We start from the raw sequence: 20,648 nt of genomic DNA, 5'->3' as shown, positions 1-20,648 counted from the left end.
GAGCAACGGCATGGCCGAGAGCTTCGTGAAGACGATCAAGCGCGATTACGTGGCGCACATGCCCAAGCCGGATCGAGAAACGGCGCTGCGTAACCTGGCAATTGCCTTCGAGCACTACAACGAGCAGCATCCACACAGCGCTTTGAACTACCGTTCGCCGAGGGAGTTCAGGCGCTTGGCCGTTGGATCAATTTAACGGGGAGTTGGTGTCCGGTTTTGTAGGGGCAAGTCCACAGGCGGCGCGAGCTAGTTACTTCGTGATTGATGCCAAAAGCCGCTCTACTGCTAGTCCAGAAGACGTCGCCGTTATGCGCAGGTCTCTTGATGATCGCACTTCGTCAACGTGGGTTGGATATGTCGCCCGCTCGTTGGAGGGTCATCTAGTGCTGGAGTTGCAACCTGAGGTATGCGAAGCCCTGAACTGGCAGGAAGGAGATCGGATTGGGTTCCGGCGAATGTACTCAGGCGAATTGCTGACTTCTGTGGACAGGCGAGCCAGACGCGAGAGTAGTGCCAGCAAAAGGTGACAGTCATCTGCGTTAATGCGGACAACGACCCTGACGCCTTTAGACCGCCACAACGTAGGCAATGCAATAAGGATTAAATAATGAATGACGGAATCTGCAAGGCTATCGCAAAGCTGAGGGCAGATGCAGCTGGTGTGGAGTTTACGGGCTTCATCACGAATGCCCATGCAACTCATCCGCCAGTGCTAGAGGGCGAGATCTGGCACCACCTTCGCGCCGAGTCGTCAGGAAGGTTCGCTGATGGCCATCGAATACAGACATCCTCGATTATCGAGATCCATGTGCGAGGCGAAAGTATCTGGGTGGATACGGAGAACGGGGGCCGCTACGGCATCGCTTCATTTGCGCCGCTGGGATGGGTCTATTTCAGCGATTTGTGTCGCGCATATGAACGACTTGATCCGGTGCCGGTTGAGGCGCCAATCTTTGATTTGCACCACTCATGTCATAGCCAGATACCGGTAGGATCTGAAGTTTTAGGAAAGGTTAACGAGAGGCGCTTAAAGCAACAGCGTAAGGAGCCTGAGAGCAGAGTAACAAACCCTAAACCTTCTCGGCCTACAACGAGTCCCAATTTCCTGAAACAGATGACTGAGCATGCACGAGATTCGATAGAGACGTTGAAACGTAACGGCGTGAACGTAATAAAGCATGATAAATGAGCCCTATCAGATTGCTGGAAGCACTGCGAAACGCTGACCATCATTGCCAGCTGCCAGGATTGAATCGATGCAAGCTGATCTCACTGTAAACCTCAAACACCGCTACCCAGATGCTTTCCTGCCTCGCTCCGAAGCATGTTTCAAACTCGAATGTGGCGACGGCTGGTACTCGATCATCGAAACGCTCTGCTCCCTCATGACGGAGCTGAATCGACGTGAAGGGCAGCAACCAACTTATTTGCAAGGCGTAAGGGAAAAACTCGGGACGATGCGGGTTTTGGTATCGGGCCGCGTACCGGAAGCTCACGCATGGATCATATTCGCGGAACAGCATTCCGCTCGGACCTGTGAAGTCTGTGGGGGACGAGGTCAGTTGCTATGTGCTGATGGATGGCAGCGGGTGCGATGCGAAATTCATCTCTCCTTTCGGATTATTGATGGCTGAGATGCACTCGATTGGTGGTTTATGCAAGCATCGTAATAGCTCCTCCTAATAGTCTCCGTCAGCCACTGCTCTAATTGAATCTGCCCCTAGAACCAAGATATCTTGACCATCAGTACATGCCCAAGGTATTCGAGCGTGCCGAAGAATAAAGTTACATATGGCAGTGTTTGAATTTTTCCCCACTACCACATGGACACTTTTCATTTCGGCCGATCTTTTTTGGCTTTGGAATAAAGCCGTTACGACCTAAAAGCTTAGGATCCACTCCTCGGCGCATATGTGAGGTTTGCGCGTCCATTTGATCAGAACGTTCCCACGGAAAATCCAATAACAAGCCGAACTGTAAAACTCCCTTTTCATCAAGGCAGACACCAAACCATTTACTCACTTTGCTTACGTACTTGCGCCTGATGCAATGAGCCCGAAGTCGGCGGGCAGCATCCTCATCACTCAAAACATTGCAGTGAAATGTGACTCCCGAGCCCTGCTGGATGGAACCGATAGAGAAATCATGACACTTACCGTCTTTGATGGTGCCTTCAATAATATGAGTTAGACCATTATCAATCCCTCGACAACTGTCTTCATTAAAGGCCAGCAGATCAAAACCTAGTTCGACAGTAGCTGGATCTCCTTGCCGCTCAATCTGATTTAAGAGAGATTCAAATTTGGTTCCGGAAAATCTTGTTAAAATTCCGTCCGGTGTATGAGCACCAGGAATGCCATCTCTACGCACCGCCATCGCTATATCTAAATCAACAGCGATGTCATCGTCGAGCATGATGAAATCAACCTTATCATCTTTAAAAAAATTAACCTTTAAATGATAAGCAAGGGCTGTCAGCTCATGACTCATCTGAAAGCTGTCGATATGTCTAACACGCTCTCGCATATAACTCATCAATCGTAGAGGAGATTTAAGCATTTCAGTCATGGCGTCAAGTAGGAAGACATCCATTACAAAAGGGGCTTTGATTAAGTCAGTTGCCTTGAATTTTAAAAATTGACTAGATTGAAAGCTCAGTGCGGGGTAATGATCAGAAACAAGATTAACTATAAAAATCTCTTTTGGCTCAAATTGCAATATTAGATGGGTACCATCAGGGCGCACCAAAACACAGCCTGGTTTACCTATTGATTCCGCACATAGCAAACCTTGGTCATACGAATCTTGGATAGCTTTTTTAAAATCATCTCGCAACTGACCGTCATTTCCCTTACGAGCACCTAAGGTGAGTCGCTTCGATTTTGCTTGAAGAATGACAAGCCTATCGCCGAAGGTAACCAGAACGTCAATCTCTCCAGATTTATTCTTACCTTCATATAAATCAATATTGCAAAAGACATTGCTATCGCCAAAAACTCCCCGCAACCTTTCATATGCGAAACTCTCAGTGAACAACCCTCTATTTTTAAAAGCAGTTGCCGTGTACTTCTTATCTTGCCCCATCCAATAAAAGGGGGATTCATACAGTGCTTCCACAATAGAGTAATACTGAAGTAGTAACAGCGATCCATCTGGAAGTGGAATTAGAGGTGTAGCTGCAACAGTATTGAAGTCGCTAACACTGTAAAATGCCTCGTTTTTATCGGTTAGAGTAAATGCCGCCAAAACTGTAGCCGTAACTTCTTTATCAATACCGCTACGTTCTGACACGGCTTCTATGTCTAAAACGAACCCGTTCAAAATCAGTTCTGAATCTTGCTCGCTCCTAACAGAGCTAGCTACCAACGTAAGAGCCTCATTCTGCAAAACCCCTATCGCACGAATGACCTCGACAGCGGATTCTACATCGAATCCCTTATTCTCCAGCAGCCAGTCGTTATCTCCGTTATATTTACTCGATGAGAAATCACGATACTGAAAAGTATATGCGGACTCTCCACCATAAAAAATTGGTTCGCGCATGATGGAAAGCTTTCCAGGTGAAACTTTAATCTCTAAGGCTTTTTCGTCATTTACCGCCCAGTCCTGAAGTTCCTGGCCGAAGGATCGATGTAGCTCCTCCATTAAATTATAAGTGCTTGAAACATACTCTCGAAGACAATCCATGCTAGGGAAGCTTGGATTAAGCTCGCCTTGGACAACCATTCCAAGTAAAGAAGTTATTTCTGTTCGTATTAAGCGATCACGCCTAAAGATCTTTTGCATATCCTCCGACTTCATCTCGTCGGCAAAGGCAACAATATTATCCCTAAAGCAAATGTGAGCGAGCGCATGTATATACCCATCGCGAGCACAGAGAATTTTCAGATCTCCGAAAATTTGTTTTTCTGAGCGGACTTGACTGACAAAATTGCTCGGCATCTCTAATTCCCTTTTGAGGCGTAAGTATTTTGAAGCCAATATAGCTGATTGAAGCGCCCCAGTTCTCCTATATGCAGCATTGGCCGCTAGGTGATGTCGTGATGGTGCGGTGATCTGGTGTACAGGCTTCCGTCCTGCTCTCAAGCATCTGGACATTTTTGCTATCGACCAAGCCGACCTTGAAAAAGGGTAACTGATTTGCAATAACTCCACCGCGCCAATAAGCAGATGTCCCAGAAAACCGCCAGTCGGAAATGTCGACATAATTAAGCGGATCACAAGTGGTTCGAGCCATTTCAGCCACAACAACGGCCTGTCGACTATGCTCAATTGGTTGAAGTAAAACCAGCTTACGACAGAGGTGGGGGCCGACTGCATCGCAAGCGTAATGCGGAGGCAGAAATGGCATCGATATCCAGAAGACTCTTCCTGAAAGTAGGAGGTGGGGTTGCTGCAAGCGTGGCGATTGGGTTGCCCGAACTCACGCAAGCCGCGACACCAAAGCCAACGGCAGAGGGGCGAGTCAATCTCGCCTACCAAATGAAAGCGCTCACCAAAGCGCAGAAATTGCAGGTCAACACGCCAATCCTATTTTCCTATCCCGACGCGGCCTCACCTTGCGCATTGATCAAGATGGGGGCTCCCGTTCCAGGCGGTGTCGGCCCAGATCGTGACATTGTGGCCTACAGCACGCTGTGCACGCACATGGGCTGTCCGGTTGCCTATGACCCAGGGCAAAAGGTGTTCAAATGCCCCTGCCATTTCAGCATTTTCGACCCTGAGAATGTTGGTCAAATGGTTTCCGGCCAAGCCACCGAGAACTTGCCGAGCATAGTGCTTGAGTACAACCCCAATGACGATTCGGTACGTGCAGTTGCCGTTGAAGGGTTGATCTACGGACGTCAGTCCAACCTCCTTTCATAAGGAGATTAAAAATGGCAACCAACAAAGATCGTGTGGCACTGCCCCCCACAGATGCCCAAAAGACCAACCTGACATGCCACTTCTGCATCGTGGGTTGTGGCTATCACGTGTACAAATGGCCGGAAAATCAGGAGGGTGGACGTGCACCCAATGAGAATGCACTCGGGCTCGACTTCCGCAAACAGTTACCCCCCTTGGCTCTTATCATGACGCCTGCAATGCAGAACACGATCACCGACAAGGACGGCAAACGCTACAACATCATGATCGTGCCGGACAAACAGTGCGAAGTTAATAAAGGGCTCTCGTCCACACGAGGCGGGCAACTGGCCAAGGTCATGTACAGCCCCGATGGGGTAGGTAAGGAGCGGCTGCGCAGCCCACGCGTTTATGTGGCTGATCAGTGGATGGACACTAGCTGGGATGATGCGCTGGCGCTTTATGCCGGGGTGACCAAGAAGATTTTTGATAACGATGGGCCTGCCTCGCTCGCCTTTGACTGCTTCGATCACGGAGGCGCCGGAGGCGGATTCGAGAATACCTGGGGCACCGGCAAGTTGATGTTCACGGCATTGCAAACACCGCTAGTACGTATCCACAACCGCCCAGCCTACAACTCCGAGTGCCACGCCACACGCGAGATGGGCATTAGCGAACTCAACAACAGCTACGAAGACGCGGAGTTGGCTGACGTCATTGTTGCCATCGGCTGCAACTCCTATGAGACCCAAACCAACTACTTCCTGGCCCACTGGGTACCCAATTTACAGGGGCAGACGCTCGACAAGCGTAAACAGCGTTTCCCTGGGGAAACTGTTGCTCCAGCCAAGGTGATTTTTGTCGACCCTCGCAGGACACCTACCATCGCTATAGCGGAGCAAGCCGCAGGTAAGGACAACGTGCTTCACCTGGATATTGAACCGGGAACGGATATCGCTCTGTTCAATGGTCTGCTGACCTACGTGGTCGACCAAAAATGGCATGACGAGGAATTTATCGCGGCCCATACCAAAGCGTTTGACCAGGCACTTCAAGCCAATCGAATGTCGCTTGAAGAAACCAGTCACGTTACCGGGATCTCGGTAGACAAGCTCAAGCAAGCAGCCGAATGGGCTTACAAGCCGAAAGCCTCTGGTCACCGACCCCACACCATGCACGCCTATGAAAAAGGGATCATCTGGGGCAATGACAACTACCTCATCCAGTCGGCCTTGGTCGACTTGGTGCTTGCGACCCACAACGTCGGACGACGAGGTACAGGTGTGGTGCGCATGGGTGGGCATCAAGAGGGTTACACACGCCCCCCTTATCCAGGCAATACCAAGATCTATGTGGATCAGGAGATCATCAACGGCAAGGGCATGATGTACACGGCATGGGGGGCCAATCCCTTCCAGACAACGCTCAATGCAGAGCAACATCGTGCGGTCATTCTGAAACGCGCCAACATTGTCAGAGAGGCCATGGCCAATGTTCGCGGTGGTACAACTGCACAGATGGTGGATGCGATCTACGACGCGGTTAAAAACAAGGGCGGTCTCTTCCTCGCCAACATCAACCTCTACCCTACCAAGCTGGCAGAAGCCGCCCATGTGATGCTGCCGGCAGCCCATCCGGGTGAGATAAATCTCACCTCGATGAATGGGGAACGCCGGATGCGCCTGTCACAAAAATTCATGGATCCCCCCGGCTCGGCTAAAGCCGATTGCCTAATCGCTGCGGCTATCGCTAACACCCTTCGGCAGATGTATACGGACGAAGGAAAACAGGACATGGCGGCGCGTTTTGCAGGATTTGACTGGAATAGCGAGGAGGACGCCTTCAATGATGGCTTCCGTATGGCTGGCCAACCTGATGCTGGCCCAATCGATAGCCAGGGCGGGACCACGGGAAATCTTGTCACCTACGAGCGGCTGAAAGCCATGGGCAACAATGGTGTCCAGTTACCCACTAAAGAATACCGAGACGGCAAGCTGATCGGCACCGAAATGCTCTACACCGATTACAAATTCGACACTCCGGACGGCAAAGCAGAGTTCAAGCCAGCAACATGGCCCGGATTGCCGAAACCGGTGGCAGAGCAGAAGGCGAAGCACCAGTTCTGGATCAACAATGGACGCATCAACGAAGTGTGGCAAACGCTCTACCACGACCAATTCAACGATTTCGTGCAGCGGCGCGTGCCGATGGCTTATCTGGAAATCAATCCCGACGATGCACAAGCGCTGACGATTGAATCTGGAGATGTGGTGGAGGTGTACAACGATTACGGTTCGTCCTATGCGCTGGCCTATTTGGAGCCTGACATCAAACGGAATCAAACCTTCATGCAGTTTGGGCACTTCAACGGAGTGATGGGCGATTTGACCACACCATGGACCGACCGCAACGTGGTGCCCTATTACAAAGGAACATGGGCGAGTATTCGCCGTATCGGGAAAGTGGAAGAGTTTAAAGCGACGATCAGCTTCAAGTCCCGCCGGTTTAATGTTATCGCGGTTGGTTAACAACAAAATCGTTGAACGAAAGCCAAGCCCCCGTCCCACCTACATCGTGTGGGAGGTGGGGCTAGGCCTCTCGTGGTTATTTCACCTTTTTAATGGATACAACTGTGGCTTTTGCGCCCTCAGACCTGAATTCGAAAACCACCTGATCTCCAGCGCTTAGACCCGTCAATTGTTCCGCCGTGGCGGAAAAAGCCATGGTCATAGCAGGCCACTGCACCGCCGGCACGGCGCCATGAGCGATAGTCACAGTGTGCTTCTCGGAGTTAATAGCCTTGATTGTGCCCTCCGCTTTGGCTACTGGAGCCTGCTTTGTTTCCTGCTTCATCTGCATGCCCTCCATTCCGTCCATTTTCATGCCCGGCATATCCTCTGCGCGGGCCGAAAGAGACAGCGTAAATATGGTGCTTGCAACTGCAATCAAAGTTAGTTTCATACGACTTTTCCTTGAGGGTTGATGGGTTCAACTGAGAGGTGCCGGCGACGCATCAGGCGATAGGCCGCCGGAATGACAAACAGGGAAAGCAAGGGTGCCGTGACCATGCCGCCGACCATGGGTGCAGCAATTCGGCTCATCACCTCGCTGCCGGTCCCGCTGCCCAGCAAGATGGGTAACAAGCCAGCAATGATGACGGCCACGGTCATGGCCTTGGGTCGAACACGCTGCACGGCGCCTTCACGAATCGCCGCCACCAGACCGCGCTCAGTGCTGTCGCCGAGGTCTTCACGTTCGGCCCAGGCGTTCTTCAGGTAGAGCAGCATGATCACGCCAAATTCGGCGGAAACACCGGCCAAGGCGATAAAGCCGACCCCGGTGGCGACGGACAGGTTGAATCCCAACAGATAGAGGAACCATGCCCCGCCAGTAAGGGCGAACGGCAGAGTGGCCATGATCAGCAAGGCCTCATCGAAGCGGGCAAAAGTCAGGTAGAGCAGCACGAAGATGATCAACAGCGTGGCAGGCACCACCAGTTTGAGTCGTGCGTTGGCCCTTTCGAGAAACTCGAACTGCCCTGAGTAACTCAGGCTCATTCCCGGCTGCAACTTGACCTGCTCATTGACGACCCGTCGCAGGTCGGCGACTACCGAGGCAATGTCCCGGCCACGCACGTCGATGTAAACCCAACCAGAGGGCCTTGCATTCTCGCTCTTGAGCATCGGTGGACCGTCGCTGACTTTGACCTTCGCCACTGTGCCGAGGGTGATCTGGTTCCCTAGCGGGGTATAGATCGGCAATTGCTCCAAGGCGCCGAGCGAGTCACGCCACTCCCGTGGGTAACGCACGTTGATCGGGAAGCGTGCGAGCCCTTCAATGGTCTCGCCGACATTTTCACCGCCGATAGCACCGGCCACGATGGCCTGCACATCGGCGATATTCAGTCCGTAGCGAGCGGCGGTTTTGCGGTCGATATCCACGTCAATATAGCGGCCACCGGTCAGTCGCTCGGCCAAAGCCGAACTGACACCGGGTACACCCTTGGCCACTCGCTCGACCGCCTGCGTTGCGGCATCGATCTCCGTCAGGTTGGTGCCAGCAACTTTCACTCCGATGGGACTCTTGATCCCCGTGGCAAGCATGTCGATACGGTTGCGAATCGGTGGTATCCAGATATTGGTCAGCCCTGGGACTCGTACCACCCGATCCAGTTCTTCCACCAACTTCTCCTGGGTCATGCCTGGACGCCATTGCTCGTGCGGCTTGAATTGGATAGTGGTTTCGAACATCTCCAGCGGTGCCGGGTCGGTGGCGGTTTCAGCGCGGCCGGCTTTACCAAAGACGTGTTCGACCTCGGGCACCGTTTTTATAAGGCGGTCGGTCTGTTGCAGCAGTTGCGCCGCTTTCTGCGCCGACAGCCCCGGCAGAGCTGAAGGCATATAGAGCAGATCGCCCTCGTCCAACGGGGGGAGAAACTCGCCACCCAAACGAGACATTGGCCATAGCGCACTGACAAAAACCAATAGCGCCACGAACAGCGTGATCTTTGGTCGACGCAAGACTGCGTCCAGGGCTGGCTGATAGATCCGGATCAGCCAACGATTTAGCGGGTTCTGTTGCTCATTGGGGATTCGTCCTCTGATCCAGTAACCCATCAGCACTGGCACTAAGGTCACTGACAATCCAGCCGCTGCGGCCATGGCGTAGGTCTTGGTGAAAGCCAAAGGGCCAAACAGCCGTCCCTCCTGAGCTTCCAGCGTGAACACCGGAATGAACGACAGAGTGATGATCAACAAACAGAAGAACAGCGCCGGGCCTACCTCTGCGGCTGCTTCGGTCATCACGTGCCAATGACGCTCACCCTTCAGTTCTTCCCCCGGATTGGCTGCGTGCCATGCCTCAATCTTCTTATGGGCGTTCTCGATCATCACCACGGCGGCATCGACCATGGCGCCGATGGCGATGGCTATCCCGCCCAAGGACATGATGTTGGCGTTGATGCCCTGGTAACGCATGACGATGAAGGCAATCAACACACCAACAGGCAAGGAGATGATCGCCACCAGGGATGAGCGCAGGTGCCAGAGGAAGATCCCACACACCAACGCGACGACGATGAACTCTTCGATGAGCTTGTGGCTGAGATTTTCAACAGCGCGGTCGATCAGCTTGCTGCGGTCGTAGGTGGTGACGATTTCCACCCCGGCCGGCAGGCTGCTTTTCAGTTCGTCGAGTTTGGTCTTGACCGCCGCAATGGTCTCGCGAGCATTCTTGCCGCTGCGCAAAATGACCACGCCGCCGACGGTCTCGCCTTCGCCGTCGAGTTCAGTAATGCCACGCCGCATTTCCGGCCCCAACTGGATCGTGGCGACATCGCCAAGGGTCACCGGTATGCCACCCGCACCCAGCTTGAGCGGGATCGCCCGAAAGTCATTGAGCGTCTTCAAGTATCCGGAAGCGCGCACGATGAACTCGGTCTCTGCCATCTCCAGCACCGCGCCACCAGTTTCCTGATTGGCCTTGCCGATAGCGTCGGTCACCTCAGCCTGAGTGATACCGAGGCTGGCCAGTTTGAGCGGATCAAGCTGCACCTGGTACTGCTTGACCATGCCGCCCACGGTGGCCACTTCGGCTACGTTGGGCAGGGTCTTGAGTTCGAACTTGAGGAACCAGTCCTGAAGTGCGCGTAGCTGCGCCAGATCGTGTCCGCCACTGCGATCCACCAGTGCGTACTGATAGATCCAGCCCACTCCCGTCGCATCCGGCCCCAACGCCGGCTTGGCACTGGCCGGCAACCGACTTTGTATTTGGCTTAGATACTCCAACACCCGCGAGCGCGCCCAGTACAGGTCAGTCCCGTCTTCGAACAGCACGTAAACGAAGCTGTCGCCGAAGAAGGAATAACCACGCACGGTCTTGGCTCCCGGTACCGAGAGCATGGTGGTGGCCAACGGATAAGTCACCTGGTTCTCGACAATCTGCGGCGCTTGTCCCGGATAAGGGGTGCGGATGATTACCTGAACATCAGAGAGATCCGGCAGCGCATCGATGGGCGTGCTCTGCACCGACCAAATACCCCAAGCCGTGACAAACAGCGTCGCCAGTAGCACCAGAAATCGGTTGGCCACTGACCAACGAATCAGGGCAGCGATCATGGCTGGCTCCCCGATTTATCCAGACGCTCAACACGCAAACCATCGTCGGTCTGGCTCAATGCGATCCTAACCTTATCGCCCGTTTTCAGGCCCTGCATCAGCGCCGGACTAGCGAGTGGGAACGTCATCGTCATACCAGGCATGCCCAGCGTCTTGAAAGGACCGTGGGCAAGCGTGACTTCTTTATCGTTGATCTCAACGATCTGCCCATCCGCTTCATGAAAACTGGAGGCTGCTACGCGGGGTGGTGACTCTTCCTCTGAGCGGGCAACAATGCCCTTAAGACTGGCCTCCGAGTCGAGCAAGAACTGGCCAGAGGTAACCACTTTCTGGCCTTCTTCCAGACCTTTCAATATCGCCGTCTTGCCATCGCTTTCCTGCCCGAGTTGCACCTCCACGGGACGGTAGCGGCCCGCGTCTTCAGCGAGCATCACCAGGGCACGTCGGCCCGTGCGAATCACCGCTTCGCTCGGCACCCACAACACACTTTGCTCGGTCGAACGATTCAGGTGTACCTGCGCTGTCAAACCAGGTCTGAGGCGTCCGTCCGGATTGGGTAACTCGACACGTACGCGAAGAGTGCGGCTGTCCGGATTGGTCTCGGGCAAAATCGCGCTGACCCTGCCGTTGAGTATTGTCCCTGGGAAAGCTGGCAGGCGCGCTTCGACCGCCTGCCCCACGGTGATTGATCCGGCATCCGATTCTGGAACGGCCACGGCTAGCCAGACACTGCTCAAGCCATTGACGCGTGCCAGAGTATCGCCAGTCGCCACGGCCATTCCCGCACGTACGTTCAATTCTTGCAGTACACCGGCAATGGGGCTGGTCAGCGTCAGGTAGGGCTGAACCTTACCGCCACGCTCTACATCGGTAATCAGTGCTGCCGGCATCCCTGTGAGCCGCAGTCGTTGTCGGGCCGCATCCAACAGGGCAGCATCCCCGTTGCGTTTCAGGGCAAGGAACTCTGTCTGGGCAGCGGCCCACTCAGGCACCAGAACATCCGCCAGCGCCGCGTTGGCTTTGAGTACATCGCCGGGAGCATGGGCATAGACCCGCTCCACAAAGCCAGGGGTGCGCGCCTGAATCACAGCGACATCACGTTCGTTGAATCCCAACACACCTGTCACGTCGAGGCTGGAATCAAAGATCGCACGGCTGACTGTCGCAAAACGCAGGCCGAGATTTTGGGTCAGACTTGGATCGATACTGACGGTCGCTCGGTCCCCTGCGCTGCTGGTGTACTGCGGGACCAGTTGCATGTCCATGAAGGGGGACTTACCCGGCTTATCGAACTTTTGCTGCGGGTACATGGGGTCGTACCAATACAGTGCTTTGCGTTCGTCCGGTGAATTGAGGCTCTGCTCCTGTGTGGTATTTGGTAGTCCACTCATACGCTGATGCGCCAACCAGTAACCACCGGCAACACCTAAGGCCAGCGAGATGCCAACCAGCAATGCCCCGTTCCCTTTTTTAAGGCTCATTGACTGGACTCCCCATAAGCAAAATACAACCGCGCACTGGTCAGCGCTCGCTGCTCTTCCACGTCGATCTGTTTGAGGCGGGCCTCGATGAGTTCACGTCGGGCGGCAACAACGGCGTTTAAATCGCCTTTACCGACGCGGTAGCTGGCCATGCTGAGTTCGACCTTTTCCATCGCCAGCGGCAACAGGCTTTCCTGGTTTCGGCGCACGGCACGATTCAGGCGCTCATAGTCGGCCAGTTCGCTCTCTAGTTGCTGAGTGTGCTCGCGTGACAGGGCTTCGCGCTCGGCCTCAAGCTGACTGAGTTCAGCCTGTTTGGCTGCGATTTTGGGGTTTTGGCGCGAGTCAGGAAACAGCGGCAGGTCCCAGGAAAATTGCACGCTGACCATATCGCCAAACTCACGGCCGCGACGCTGATAATCCAGCTCCCAGCTCCAGTCCGACTGCTTCTCCGACACGGCTTCACGAACCTTGGCTTGCGCTTCGCGGGTCATCGGCGCAAACGCTGCCAACTCGGGGTGGTGTTGCAGTTTATGGGCGTAGCCGGAGGTATCGACGGGCCACTGCGGCAAGCTGCCCACAGGCTTGTCGTTGGCGGCGGAGCCAATCCAGCGTTTGAGGGCTGCTCGGGCCTGCGCTCTCTGGAGAATCAGATCGTCCTGTTGCTCCGCCAGTTGAGCCGCTTCTTGCTTAGGCGTCACCGCATCGGCGGGTTGAGCGCGGCCACCGACAATCTGGGCCCGGACGGTATCGGCCAACAGGCGGTTTTCTTTGTAGAAGTCCTGGAACAGCGCATCTTTGCGCTCAACCGAGTAGCTATTGATCCAGGCCAACGCCGTGGACTGGCGTACTTTCAGACGTTCGACTCGACGCTCCGCAGCGGCGCGATCAATGGCCGCATCGGCCACTTCTATGCGCGCTTTGCGCTTGTCGCTGTTGGGCATTTCTTGCCTGACCCCGACCACTTGCATGGTCATGAAGTCCTGATCGATGCTCCAGCGATCCGGACCGCCAATGGGGTAGTTCTGCACACCCAACAGTAGCCTGGGGTCAGGTAGTTCACCGGCTGGAATAGCCGCGCTGCTGGCAGCTTGAATTTTGGCGTCTTGTGCGGTCAGCGACGGTGCATTGTTTTCGGCCAGCCGCAACGCTTCATCGAGTGTCAATGCGGCAGCGAAGCTCGGCAATGCCAGTACGCTTGCCGCCAGACCGGCCACGAGGGACCAGCCTGTGCAATAGCACTTGGAGTTCATGTTTACGATTCCTGTGATCATCCACTGCACGCGTCAAAAGACATGCGCGCAGCTAGTCCATCCCGCTAACGCGGAATGAGGCTCAATGTGGGACAGGAATTAAACGCGAGGCGGTCGCCATACCCCGGACGGGGTCTGTACGGGTAGGGAATCACTGAAGAAGTAAAGCACTACGGGGCTGAATACGGTTACAGGAGGCTTGAAGATCGAGACTTGCAGCATGCCGCCTGTCTTGCATTCCTGGCCCGGCTTACAAGGTTTGCCGTGCTCGGAAGGGCTTTTCATATCGTTGCAGCAGTCCATCCCCATGTCGTCCATCATCGCCATGCCCATCGTCTTCATTGGGCAAGGTTCTGTCGGTGCCTGGACGCCCGCCATCCCGCTGAGGGGAAGCGCCAAGCTAATCATGAAGATGATGCAAAACCGCAGATAGCGTTTCATGAGCTGGAGTGTAGTCGCTGAAAATGGCTCTTACAATTGGACTCGCGTCATCAGCAGCCTACCGGAATGCCCTGATTGAGGGGATAACACCGAACCAGAATTAAGCCAGCATTAGCTGGCACAAAATAGAAGCTCATTACGAGCAGGCTCCAAGGCGTAGAAGAAAGTCATTCTTATATTTTTTGCTCTATACCGCGCTCATTTCCATTTCTGGACTCAAGGTTCCTAGCCAAGCGACAAGACATACGATAACCACTGCGGCCGAGAACTCAAAGATCATACTACGTCGTAAAGCGTTGACAGCGACGGCATGGTCTCCATTCTTGATTGAGCGCTCTAGTAGGGGGCTCAAATGGAAGCGATTCAACGATGCCAATATAACCATCCCTGCGAATAGTAAAACCTTCAAGAACAGCAATATGCCATAGGTACTAAGCATCACCTCGTCCAGGGTCGGCCCCACAATAAAAAGATAATTTACTATGCCGGTGACACCTAAAATCACAACAATTAGCGCTCCAGCCGACTCAAACCCAGTCAGTACCCGGGAGAGAACTCGTACTTCTTGTTCACCGTTAAGTATCTTCTCACGCAGCAGTAAAGCGAATGCAGCGAGAGCCCCCATCCACCCCCCAGCGGCCAAAAGGTGAAATATGTCGCTGGTGAAATGCATATAACGACTGCCGCCCTCGTCCATCGCGCCATGTCCTGTCCATGCCAAAGTCGCCAAAGCAATCGCAGAAAAGACAGTGACAGCCCATAGGCTGAGACTTGGGTAACGCTTGTTAAGTGTGACGGCTATACCGGCCATCATAAGGGAGACTATTCGCACCATCCACGTCAAACCGACGTCGGTTCCCATAAGAACCATTTCAAATATATGATGATGCAGCTCCATTAGCTCTGAAACGCCGCTCATCGCTTTCGCAAGAAACAACATAGCTGCAAGGGATAAAACAATACCAATAACTACGGCACCCAAAAGGAGCGACTCAAAATTCAAGACTGCGCCGGATACTCGCTCTTTTCCCTTGAGGCTGTACAATCCAAAAATTGCTAATCCGAACAGCAACATCAGATCCAAATAAAGAGCGAAACGAAGGGCAATGTTGATTGAGTCGCTCATAAATCATTTCACTTTAAATGTAACGTTGCCTGTGATGGGATGAGTGTCTGAAGAAACAGCACGCCACTCGACCTTATAAGTACCAGTGGTCAATGGTGCAGTTGGCGTGATTACCATCGTTTTTGGATCGTCGCCGCCTGAGACTCCAGCCTTAACTCCCATTGGCGAGTTCGGCATACCCGGCATGTCGGTCATGATCAGTTTCGCTCCTGAGAACTGAGTCGTGAGGTTCTCCGAGAAGTGCAGTTCGATCTTGGAAGGTGCTGCGGAGGTCGAGCCCTCCAAAGGACTAGAAGACACCAACTTTGGGTGCGCTTGTGCCACAGCACTCAAAAGCAACCCTGCGGTTAGTGCAACCATCACGGTGGTAGTTTTAAAAGGTGACATGCAAGACTCCTCACAGCATAAGCTGTAGGTTCGAGGTTTGGCGGGGAAGATCTAGTTTTATACTTTCGATCAGGCTAAAACCACATAACACAGCCAAATGCATAAACCGTCATGGTATTAACTGAACTTAGGTAATTGATCAAAGACTCTTGTGTCTTAGAGCTGAGCCACGATGCCACATTGCAGCCGACCGGTCGATTACAATTCAGTAAGCTTGGCGCCCAGATCTCTGCATCAGCATTATGGTGACAATCGACTCTGACGCCCCAACCGGGACGAACGGTAATGGCTAATAAGAGATGCGGCGCGTGACGTGTTATTCCATCGATTGGATGCAGTACATCCAATGAACTAGACGAATATCTATCGAAAGCCTCGTGGTTTTTCCTCCAAACCGGAGTCTGAATTGAGGTTTGGAACAGGACTCGCGGCTAGGGTGAACATCACTGCGGTAGCTTCAAAGCTATCCGTTTTCATGGGATAGGTAACGTACGCATCAATCGATCAGGACCAGCGACGTCAGGCTCACCAACCCCGAGCAAATCCCTGCCTTTCCAGCCGTTCAAACTTGAGGTCCATAGCGAGGTGCCGCTCTTACTCAAACCACTTTGAGCTGACCCATCATTCCTGTCGCTTCATGTTCGAGAATGTGACAGTGGAACATACGCAATCCTGACCATCGCTGGACAGTTTTAATCCGTACGATCTCATTCGAGCGCAGGTTGACCGTGTCCTGCCACGCACGGAATGGAGCTGGCGTGATCACTCCACCCAACTCTCGCTCAACTACTTGGAACTGGGTGCCGTGCAAATGGAAAGGATGGTCCATATCAGAGCGATTGACGATCTCCCACAGTTCCACCTCGTTGACTTTGCTTACAAGGTCGACCCGCCCCATGTCGTACTCCTGGTCGTTGATCAGGAACTGCATGCGATGACTACCATTGGCCATGTTCATTTTTTCGCTGAACACCACTTGTTTGTGTGCTGTGACCGGACCGAGGTCAGCTACTGAACCAAGCCTACCAGGCAAGGCAGCCACGGCTGTTGCTCTGACCGCCGTGAAATCGACCGTTAACAGTGACATTGCCTTATCAGGCGACACATCGCCCATTTTGCCGCGTGGGTAGATATTCGCGTTCAGCTCTATGCGATCACGAAGGCTGCCAGCATCGACGGTCAGTTCGATCCGCTGGGCAGGTGCCAATAGGTATTCCCCCTGTACAGGTTGAGGGGCTTCAAGCAAACCGCCGTCGGTACCGACCAGGGTCAGCGTGCTACCGGGCAGCGCGAGCTGAAGGTAGCGGGCACTACAAGCATTCCAAACTCGCCAGCGCTCACGGCCTCCTGCGTCGAACGGCAAGACTGGTTGGTGCTGAGCGTTGACCAAGGCGAACTGGCCTTCGCGGCCGTTCATCCAGTCGTTGGCGTCGTTCGGGGCGATGGCGGCGTAGCGGTCGAGTTTGAGGTCGGAGACCACCAACAATCGCTCCGGCAGTTCGGCCAGCGGATCCTCTCGCGACCGAACCAGTAGTGGCCCGGCTAATCCACGGAAGGCTTGTTCAGCCGTGTACTGATGTGGATGGGGGTGGTACCAATACGTGCCCGCACTCCCTTGCGGCAGATTGAAACGGTAAGTATGACGTCCGCCAGGTGGCACCGGATCATGGGGATTACCGTCTTGCTCGGGCGGAATTGGCAGACCGTGCCAATGAATAGTTGAGGGTTGCTTGAGGTTGTTGATGAAGGTGATCTCCACCATGTCACCCTCAAAAAGCTCAATCAACGGCCCCGGCAAACCGTCGTTATAGGCCCAGAACTCGGTCGACGCATGTCCAGGGATGAAGGGCAGCGTGAGCGGCGCAGCGGTCAGCGTGGCCTGAAAATGGCCTGGAGTGCTGCTCGCATTCGCGAGTTTGGGTAATTCGCGCAGTGTGGCACCAGCCGGTAGTAGATCTGATGCGAGCAATGGTAATCCAACAGGCGCCGAGGCCATATCTACGGCTGACCACGCTTGCAGCCAAGGCGCCGCCAATCCTGCAACAGCCACCCCGCCGAGGAAGGTTCGGCGCTGCATTGGGTACGCCTTCATTTGGACATCTGCATGTTCATCATGCTCGACTGCTGATCCATCATTTGCATCATCATGTCCATCATCCCCATACCACCGCCGTTTTCTGACTTAGACATACTCATGCCCTTGCAGTGGTCACCTGAATGCATGTCCCGCATCATGGCCATGGACCCCTTCATCGTTTGCATGCTCTCTTGCATGGCTGCTTGGCGCTCTGTCGGAGTCTTGGCTGCGGCGACCTTGTCCTGGGCTGCCCGCATTTTCTGCATTTGCTCAGCCACGGCTTTGTCCGTGGCAGGCGTGGTCTGCTCGCCTACCTGGGCCGAGGGAGTTTGAGCGTCGTCTGGATGATGAGTGTCAGTGGCGTTAGCGAGTACAGCAGCGCTAGTGAGTAGTAGCGCTAAAACTAGCTTCAGTGGTGCTTGCATGACGATCTCCAAGGGTAAGGGGGGAAAGCTCGCATGGTTACCGTGGAACGCTAAGCGGCAGACACCAGCAACAAACCAAAGATCAGCCGCAAGGCGTCTGCCAGAAATGAATGCTCCAAATCTAAAAATTGGCTGTCTGCCATTTTAAGATTAGCTCTCGCCTGTTTTCGGAGCGTTGATATAGGTCAAAGAGAAGCAAACATCCTGCAAAACTAACGTCCTTTGAATGGAGTTCTTGGGTTCGGAGCCGAATTAAAAAACGCCGGCAAATTTAGGCGCGTTTCAGTCCGGCACTAGGGAGTTCAATATGAAAGCCAGTTGTTCCGTTGGACGAGGTGCACCAGATCCTGCCCTCATGAGCTTCAATGATTGATCGAGTGATCGAGAGACCCAGCCCAGCGTTGCTAGGGCTTCCTTCACGTCGCGCAGGATCTACGCGGTAGAAACGGTCAAATAGTTTCTCAAGGTGCTCAGGCGCAATGGTCTTTCCGGGGTTTTGTACTGTCACCAATGTCGACGTATTTTTCTGACGGATATCAACATGGATGGTTTGCCCCTCTGGCGTGTACCGTAGCGCATTTGAAAGCAAGTTCGAGATCGCCCTACGTAACATCGATACGTCACCCCGGACACTTCCTGCACCCGAAACGCTAAGCTCGATGCTGCGCTCATCAGCCAGTAGTCGGTAATACTCAAGCAGTTTTCCCACCTCCTCCTGTAGGTCTATCTGATCGTTCTCTGGCTTGAGCAATCTATTATCGGACTTAGCCAAGAAAAGCATGTCATCGATCATGCGAGACATTCGCTTCAAATCATCCAGGTTCGAGTACAGATTGTCTTCGTAGTCCTCAATGTTCCTTTTTCTTGAGAGCACTACCTCAGTGTGGGTCATGAGATTGCTGACCGGCGTGCGCAGTTCGTGAGCAATGTCTGCGGAAAAATTCGACAGCCGCACAAAAGCATCATCCAGACGTGACAGCATCGCATTGAATGACGACACCATCTGTTGAAGCTCCTTTGGAACGGGCGCCAATGGGATGCGCTCTTTAAGTGATTTAGCAGACATGGATGCGGCGACCATGGTCACCTGACGAATAGGGCGCATGCCGCTGCGGGCAACCATCCATCCCAGCCCCGCACTAACAAGTGCGCTGATCACGAGACCTATCCAGAACCATCTTTGAAGTGTCTCGAAGAAAAACATGTGCTGCGTGACATCAAAGATCAAGATCACAGTCAGTGGTTGGTCCTGCCCGGAAACCATTGCTTGGGCGGTAACACCTCGGTAAATATGCTCTTCGTCCCGCCACTCCCACATCGTGTTACCTAACCGTGTGCGGAATTGTTCTGGGACATCAACCGGCCCTGGGCCAGAGAAAAACAGTTTTCCATCGCTGTTCAGAATGATCGCGGTCAAATCACGGTGGGCCCCTAGCAAAGCCTCTAACTGCGGCTTTATCTCGCTGAATTGATCGATGCCGTGCATTTCCCCCAAGATCCTTTGAGACGAGCTTAGTTTTTCGTCCAGGGTCTGCTGATCCAGCATTTCGAAATGACGTTGACTGAGGTGATTGAAACTGACTCCGGCAACGGTGAGGACAACTGTCACCGAAAGCATGAACATCAAGCTCAGGCGTGTTGTCAGGGATAGGCGGTTCATTCCAGTTCCGTGTCTGGTGAATCGATCATGTAGCCCATACCGCGAGCGGTTTGAATGAGTTTGACCTCGAAGTCGTCATCAATCTTCGCCCTGAGCCTCCTCACCGCAACTTCAATCACGTTGGTATCGCTGTCAAAGTTCATGTCCCAAACTTGCGAGGCAATGAGCGATTTTGATAGTACTTCGCCCCGACGACGGAGGAGCAACTCCAGCAGCGCAAACTCTTTGGCCGTGAGATCGATACGCTTGCCTCCTCTGATAGCCCGGCGCTTTAGCAGGTCAACCTCAAGATCGGCCAGTTTCATATGGGTTTGCGATGGAGCGCTACTCCCTCGACGCAGCAGTGTTCGCACCCGAGCCAGCAATTCAGAAAACGCGAAGGGCTTAATCAGATAATCATCGGCTCCAAGCTCTAGTCCCTTGACCCGATCTTCAACACGGTCTCGCGCAGTCAGGAAAAGAACAGGCACATCCTTCCCGGATGCACGCACCCTCTGTAGGACTTGCCATCCGTCCAAACCCGGCATCATGACGTCAAGAATCAGCAGGTCATATCCCTCGTTCAAGGCGTGCTGAAGGGCCTCATCGCCGTCGGTGAATCGATCAACATTGAACCCAGCCTCCGTTAGACCCTGCTGTAAATAGATACCTAATGTCGGTTCGTCTTCAGCAACCAGAAGTCTCATGGGATGGATCTCAAATTAATAACTGGGCTGAGTTTGCAACGAATAAGCCTGCGTCATCAGAAACTGACAGAAAAGTAATCTTCGCTTCAGGTGGATGTCGGTCGAGCGGCGCTCTTGTGACTAGCATGAATTCTTACATGCACTCATCCGT

Annotated in this window: 17 protein-coding genes; 5 read left to right on the top strand and 12 right to left on the bottom strand. The window is 53.6% G+C overall.

Going from position 1 to position 20,648, the window contains the following annotated elements; all coding sequences use genetic code 11:
• The 3 genes from KUF73_RS07710 to KUF73_RS07700 form a co-directional block, all read left to right on the top strand.
• A partial coding sequence (locus KUF73_RS07710) for an integrase core domain-containing protein (RefSeq protein ID WP_218437430.1) occupies positions 1 to 196 on the top strand: 196 nt, incomplete at its 5' end.
• 411 nt (positions 197 to 607) lie between these two features.
• Positions 608 to 1,189 (top strand): hypothetical protein, encoded by a 582-nt coding sequence (locus KUF73_RS07705; RefSeq protein ID WP_218437429.1) that lies wholly within the window; start codon positions 608 to 610, stop codon positions 1,187 to 1,189.
• Positions 1,190 to 1,256: 67 nt separating this feature from the next.
• Entirely contained in the window at positions 1,257 to 1,634 is a 378-nt protein-coding gene (locus tag KUF73_RS07700) for a hypothetical protein (protein WP_218437428.1), read from the top strand.
• A 151-nt stretch (positions 1,635 to 1,785) separates the two neighbouring features.
• On the opposite strand, the gene KUF73_RS07690 is transcribed toward KUF73_RS07700, so the two are convergent.
• A complete protein-coding gene (locus KUF73_RS07690) occupies positions 1,786 to 3,942 on the bottom strand; it encodes an SEC-C metal-binding domain-containing protein (RefSeq protein WP_256345462.1) in 2,157 nt (718 codons plus the stop codon).
• Between the two features lie 402 nt (positions 3,943 to 4,344).
• Between KUF73_RS07690 and KUF73_RS07685 the strand changes: the two genes are divergently transcribed.
• Together KUF73_RS07685 and KUF73_RS07680 are read left to right on the top strand one after the other, a co-directional pair.
• Positions 4,345 to 4,866, top strand: coding sequence for an arsenate reductase (azurin) small subunit (locus tag KUF73_RS07685; protein ID WP_218437427.1), 522 nt, complete (start codon positions 4,345 to 4,347; stop codon positions 4,864 to 4,866).
• Between the two features lie 11 nt (positions 4,867 to 4,877).
• Positions 4,878 to 7,373 carry an arsenate reductase (azurin) large subunit gene (locus tag KUF73_RS07680; protein ID WP_218437426.1) on the top strand — a complete coding sequence of 832 codons (2,496 nt, stop codon included), beginning with the start codon at positions 4,878 to 4,880 and terminating at the stop codon, positions 7,371 to 7,373.
• A gap of 76 nt (positions 7,374 to 7,449) precedes the next feature.
• Here the strand turns inward: KUF73_RS07680 and KUF73_RS07675 are convergent, their stop codons facing one another.
• The 11 genes from KUF73_RS07675 to KUF73_RS07630 form a co-directional block, all read right to left on the bottom strand.
• Positions 7,450 to 7,806: a copper-binding protein gene (locus tag KUF73_RS07675; RefSeq protein ID WP_218437425.1), complete on the bottom strand. Its 357-nt coding sequence runs from the start codon at positions 7,804 to 7,806 to the stop codon at positions 7,450 to 7,452.
• Entirely contained in the window at positions 7,803 to 10,961 is a 3,159-nt protein-coding gene (locus tag KUF73_RS07670) for an efflux RND transporter permease subunit (RefSeq protein ID WP_218437424.1), read from the bottom strand. The genes KUF73_RS07675 and KUF73_RS07670 overlap by 4 nt, the downstream gene beginning before the upstream one ends.
• Positions 10,958 to 12,442, bottom strand: coding sequence for an efflux RND transporter periplasmic adaptor subunit (locus tag KUF73_RS07665; RefSeq protein ID WP_218437423.1), 1,485 nt, complete (start codon positions 12,440 to 12,442; stop codon positions 10,958 to 10,960). Before KUF73_RS07665 ends, KUF73_RS07670 begins: the two co-directional genes overlap by 4 nt.
• Positions 12,439 to 13,695, bottom strand: a complete 1,257-nt coding sequence (locus KUF73_RS07660; RefSeq protein ID WP_218437422.1) for a TolC family protein — start codon at positions 13,693 to 13,695, stop codon at positions 12,439 to 12,441. The genes KUF73_RS07665 and KUF73_RS07660 overlap by 4 nt, the downstream gene beginning before the upstream one ends.
• A gap of 99 nt (positions 13,696 to 13,794) precedes the next feature.
• Complete coding sequence (locus KUF73_RS31315; protein ID WP_256345460.1) at positions 13,795 to 14,136, bottom strand: hypothetical protein; 342 nt, start codon at positions 14,134 to 14,136, stop codon at positions 13,795 to 13,797.
• A gap of 187 nt (positions 14,137 to 14,323) precedes the next feature.
• A complete protein-coding gene (gene copD / locus KUF73_RS07655; protein WP_218437421.1) occupies positions 14,324 to 15,262 on the bottom strand; it encodes a copper homeostasis membrane protein CopD in 939 nt (312 codons plus the stop codon).
• A gap of 3 nt (positions 15,263 to 15,265) precedes the next feature.
• The gene (gene copC / locus KUF73_RS07650) at positions 15,266 to 15,649 is read right to left on the bottom strand and encodes a copper homeostasis periplasmic binding protein CopC (protein WP_218437420.1); all 384 of its coding nucleotides are present in this window, start codon (positions 15,647 to 15,649) and stop codon (positions 15,266 to 15,268) included.
• A gap of 598 nt (positions 15,650 to 16,247) precedes the next feature.
• On the bottom strand, positions 16,248 to 17,726 hold the full coding sequence (locus KUF73_RS07645; protein ID WP_218437419.1) for a multicopper oxidase family protein: 1,479 nt from the start codon (positions 17,724 to 17,726) through the stop codon (positions 16,248 to 16,250).
• Between the two features lie 11 nt (positions 17,727 to 17,737).
• Entirely contained in the window at positions 17,738 to 18,151 is a 414-nt protein-coding gene (locus KUF73_RS07640; RefSeq protein WP_218437418.1) for a hypothetical protein, read from the bottom strand.
• Between the two features lie 271 nt (positions 18,152 to 18,422).
• The gene (locus tag KUF73_RS07635; RefSeq protein WP_218437417.1) at positions 18,423 to 19,811 is read right to left on the bottom strand and encodes a heavy metal sensor histidine kinase; all 1,389 of its coding nucleotides are present in this window, start codon (positions 19,809 to 19,811) and stop codon (positions 18,423 to 18,425) included.
• Positions 19,808 to 20,497 (bottom strand): heavy metal response regulator transcription factor, encoded by a 690-nt coding sequence (locus KUF73_RS07630; RefSeq protein WP_218437416.1) that lies wholly within the window; start codon positions 20,495 to 20,497, stop codon positions 19,808 to 19,810. The genes KUF73_RS07635 and KUF73_RS07630 overlap by 4 nt, the downstream gene beginning before the upstream one ends.
• Between the last annotated feature and the right edge of the window lie 151 nt (positions 20,498 to 20,648).

The organism is Pseudomonas sp. PD9R, from assembly GCF_019200975.1.
GTDB lineage: Bacteria > Pseudomonadota > Gammaproteobacteria > Pseudomonadales > Pseudomonadaceae > Aquipseudomonas.
The sequence above is the reverse complement of the archived record's forward strand: the minus strand, read 5'-3'. Positions and strand labels throughout refer to the sequence as shown.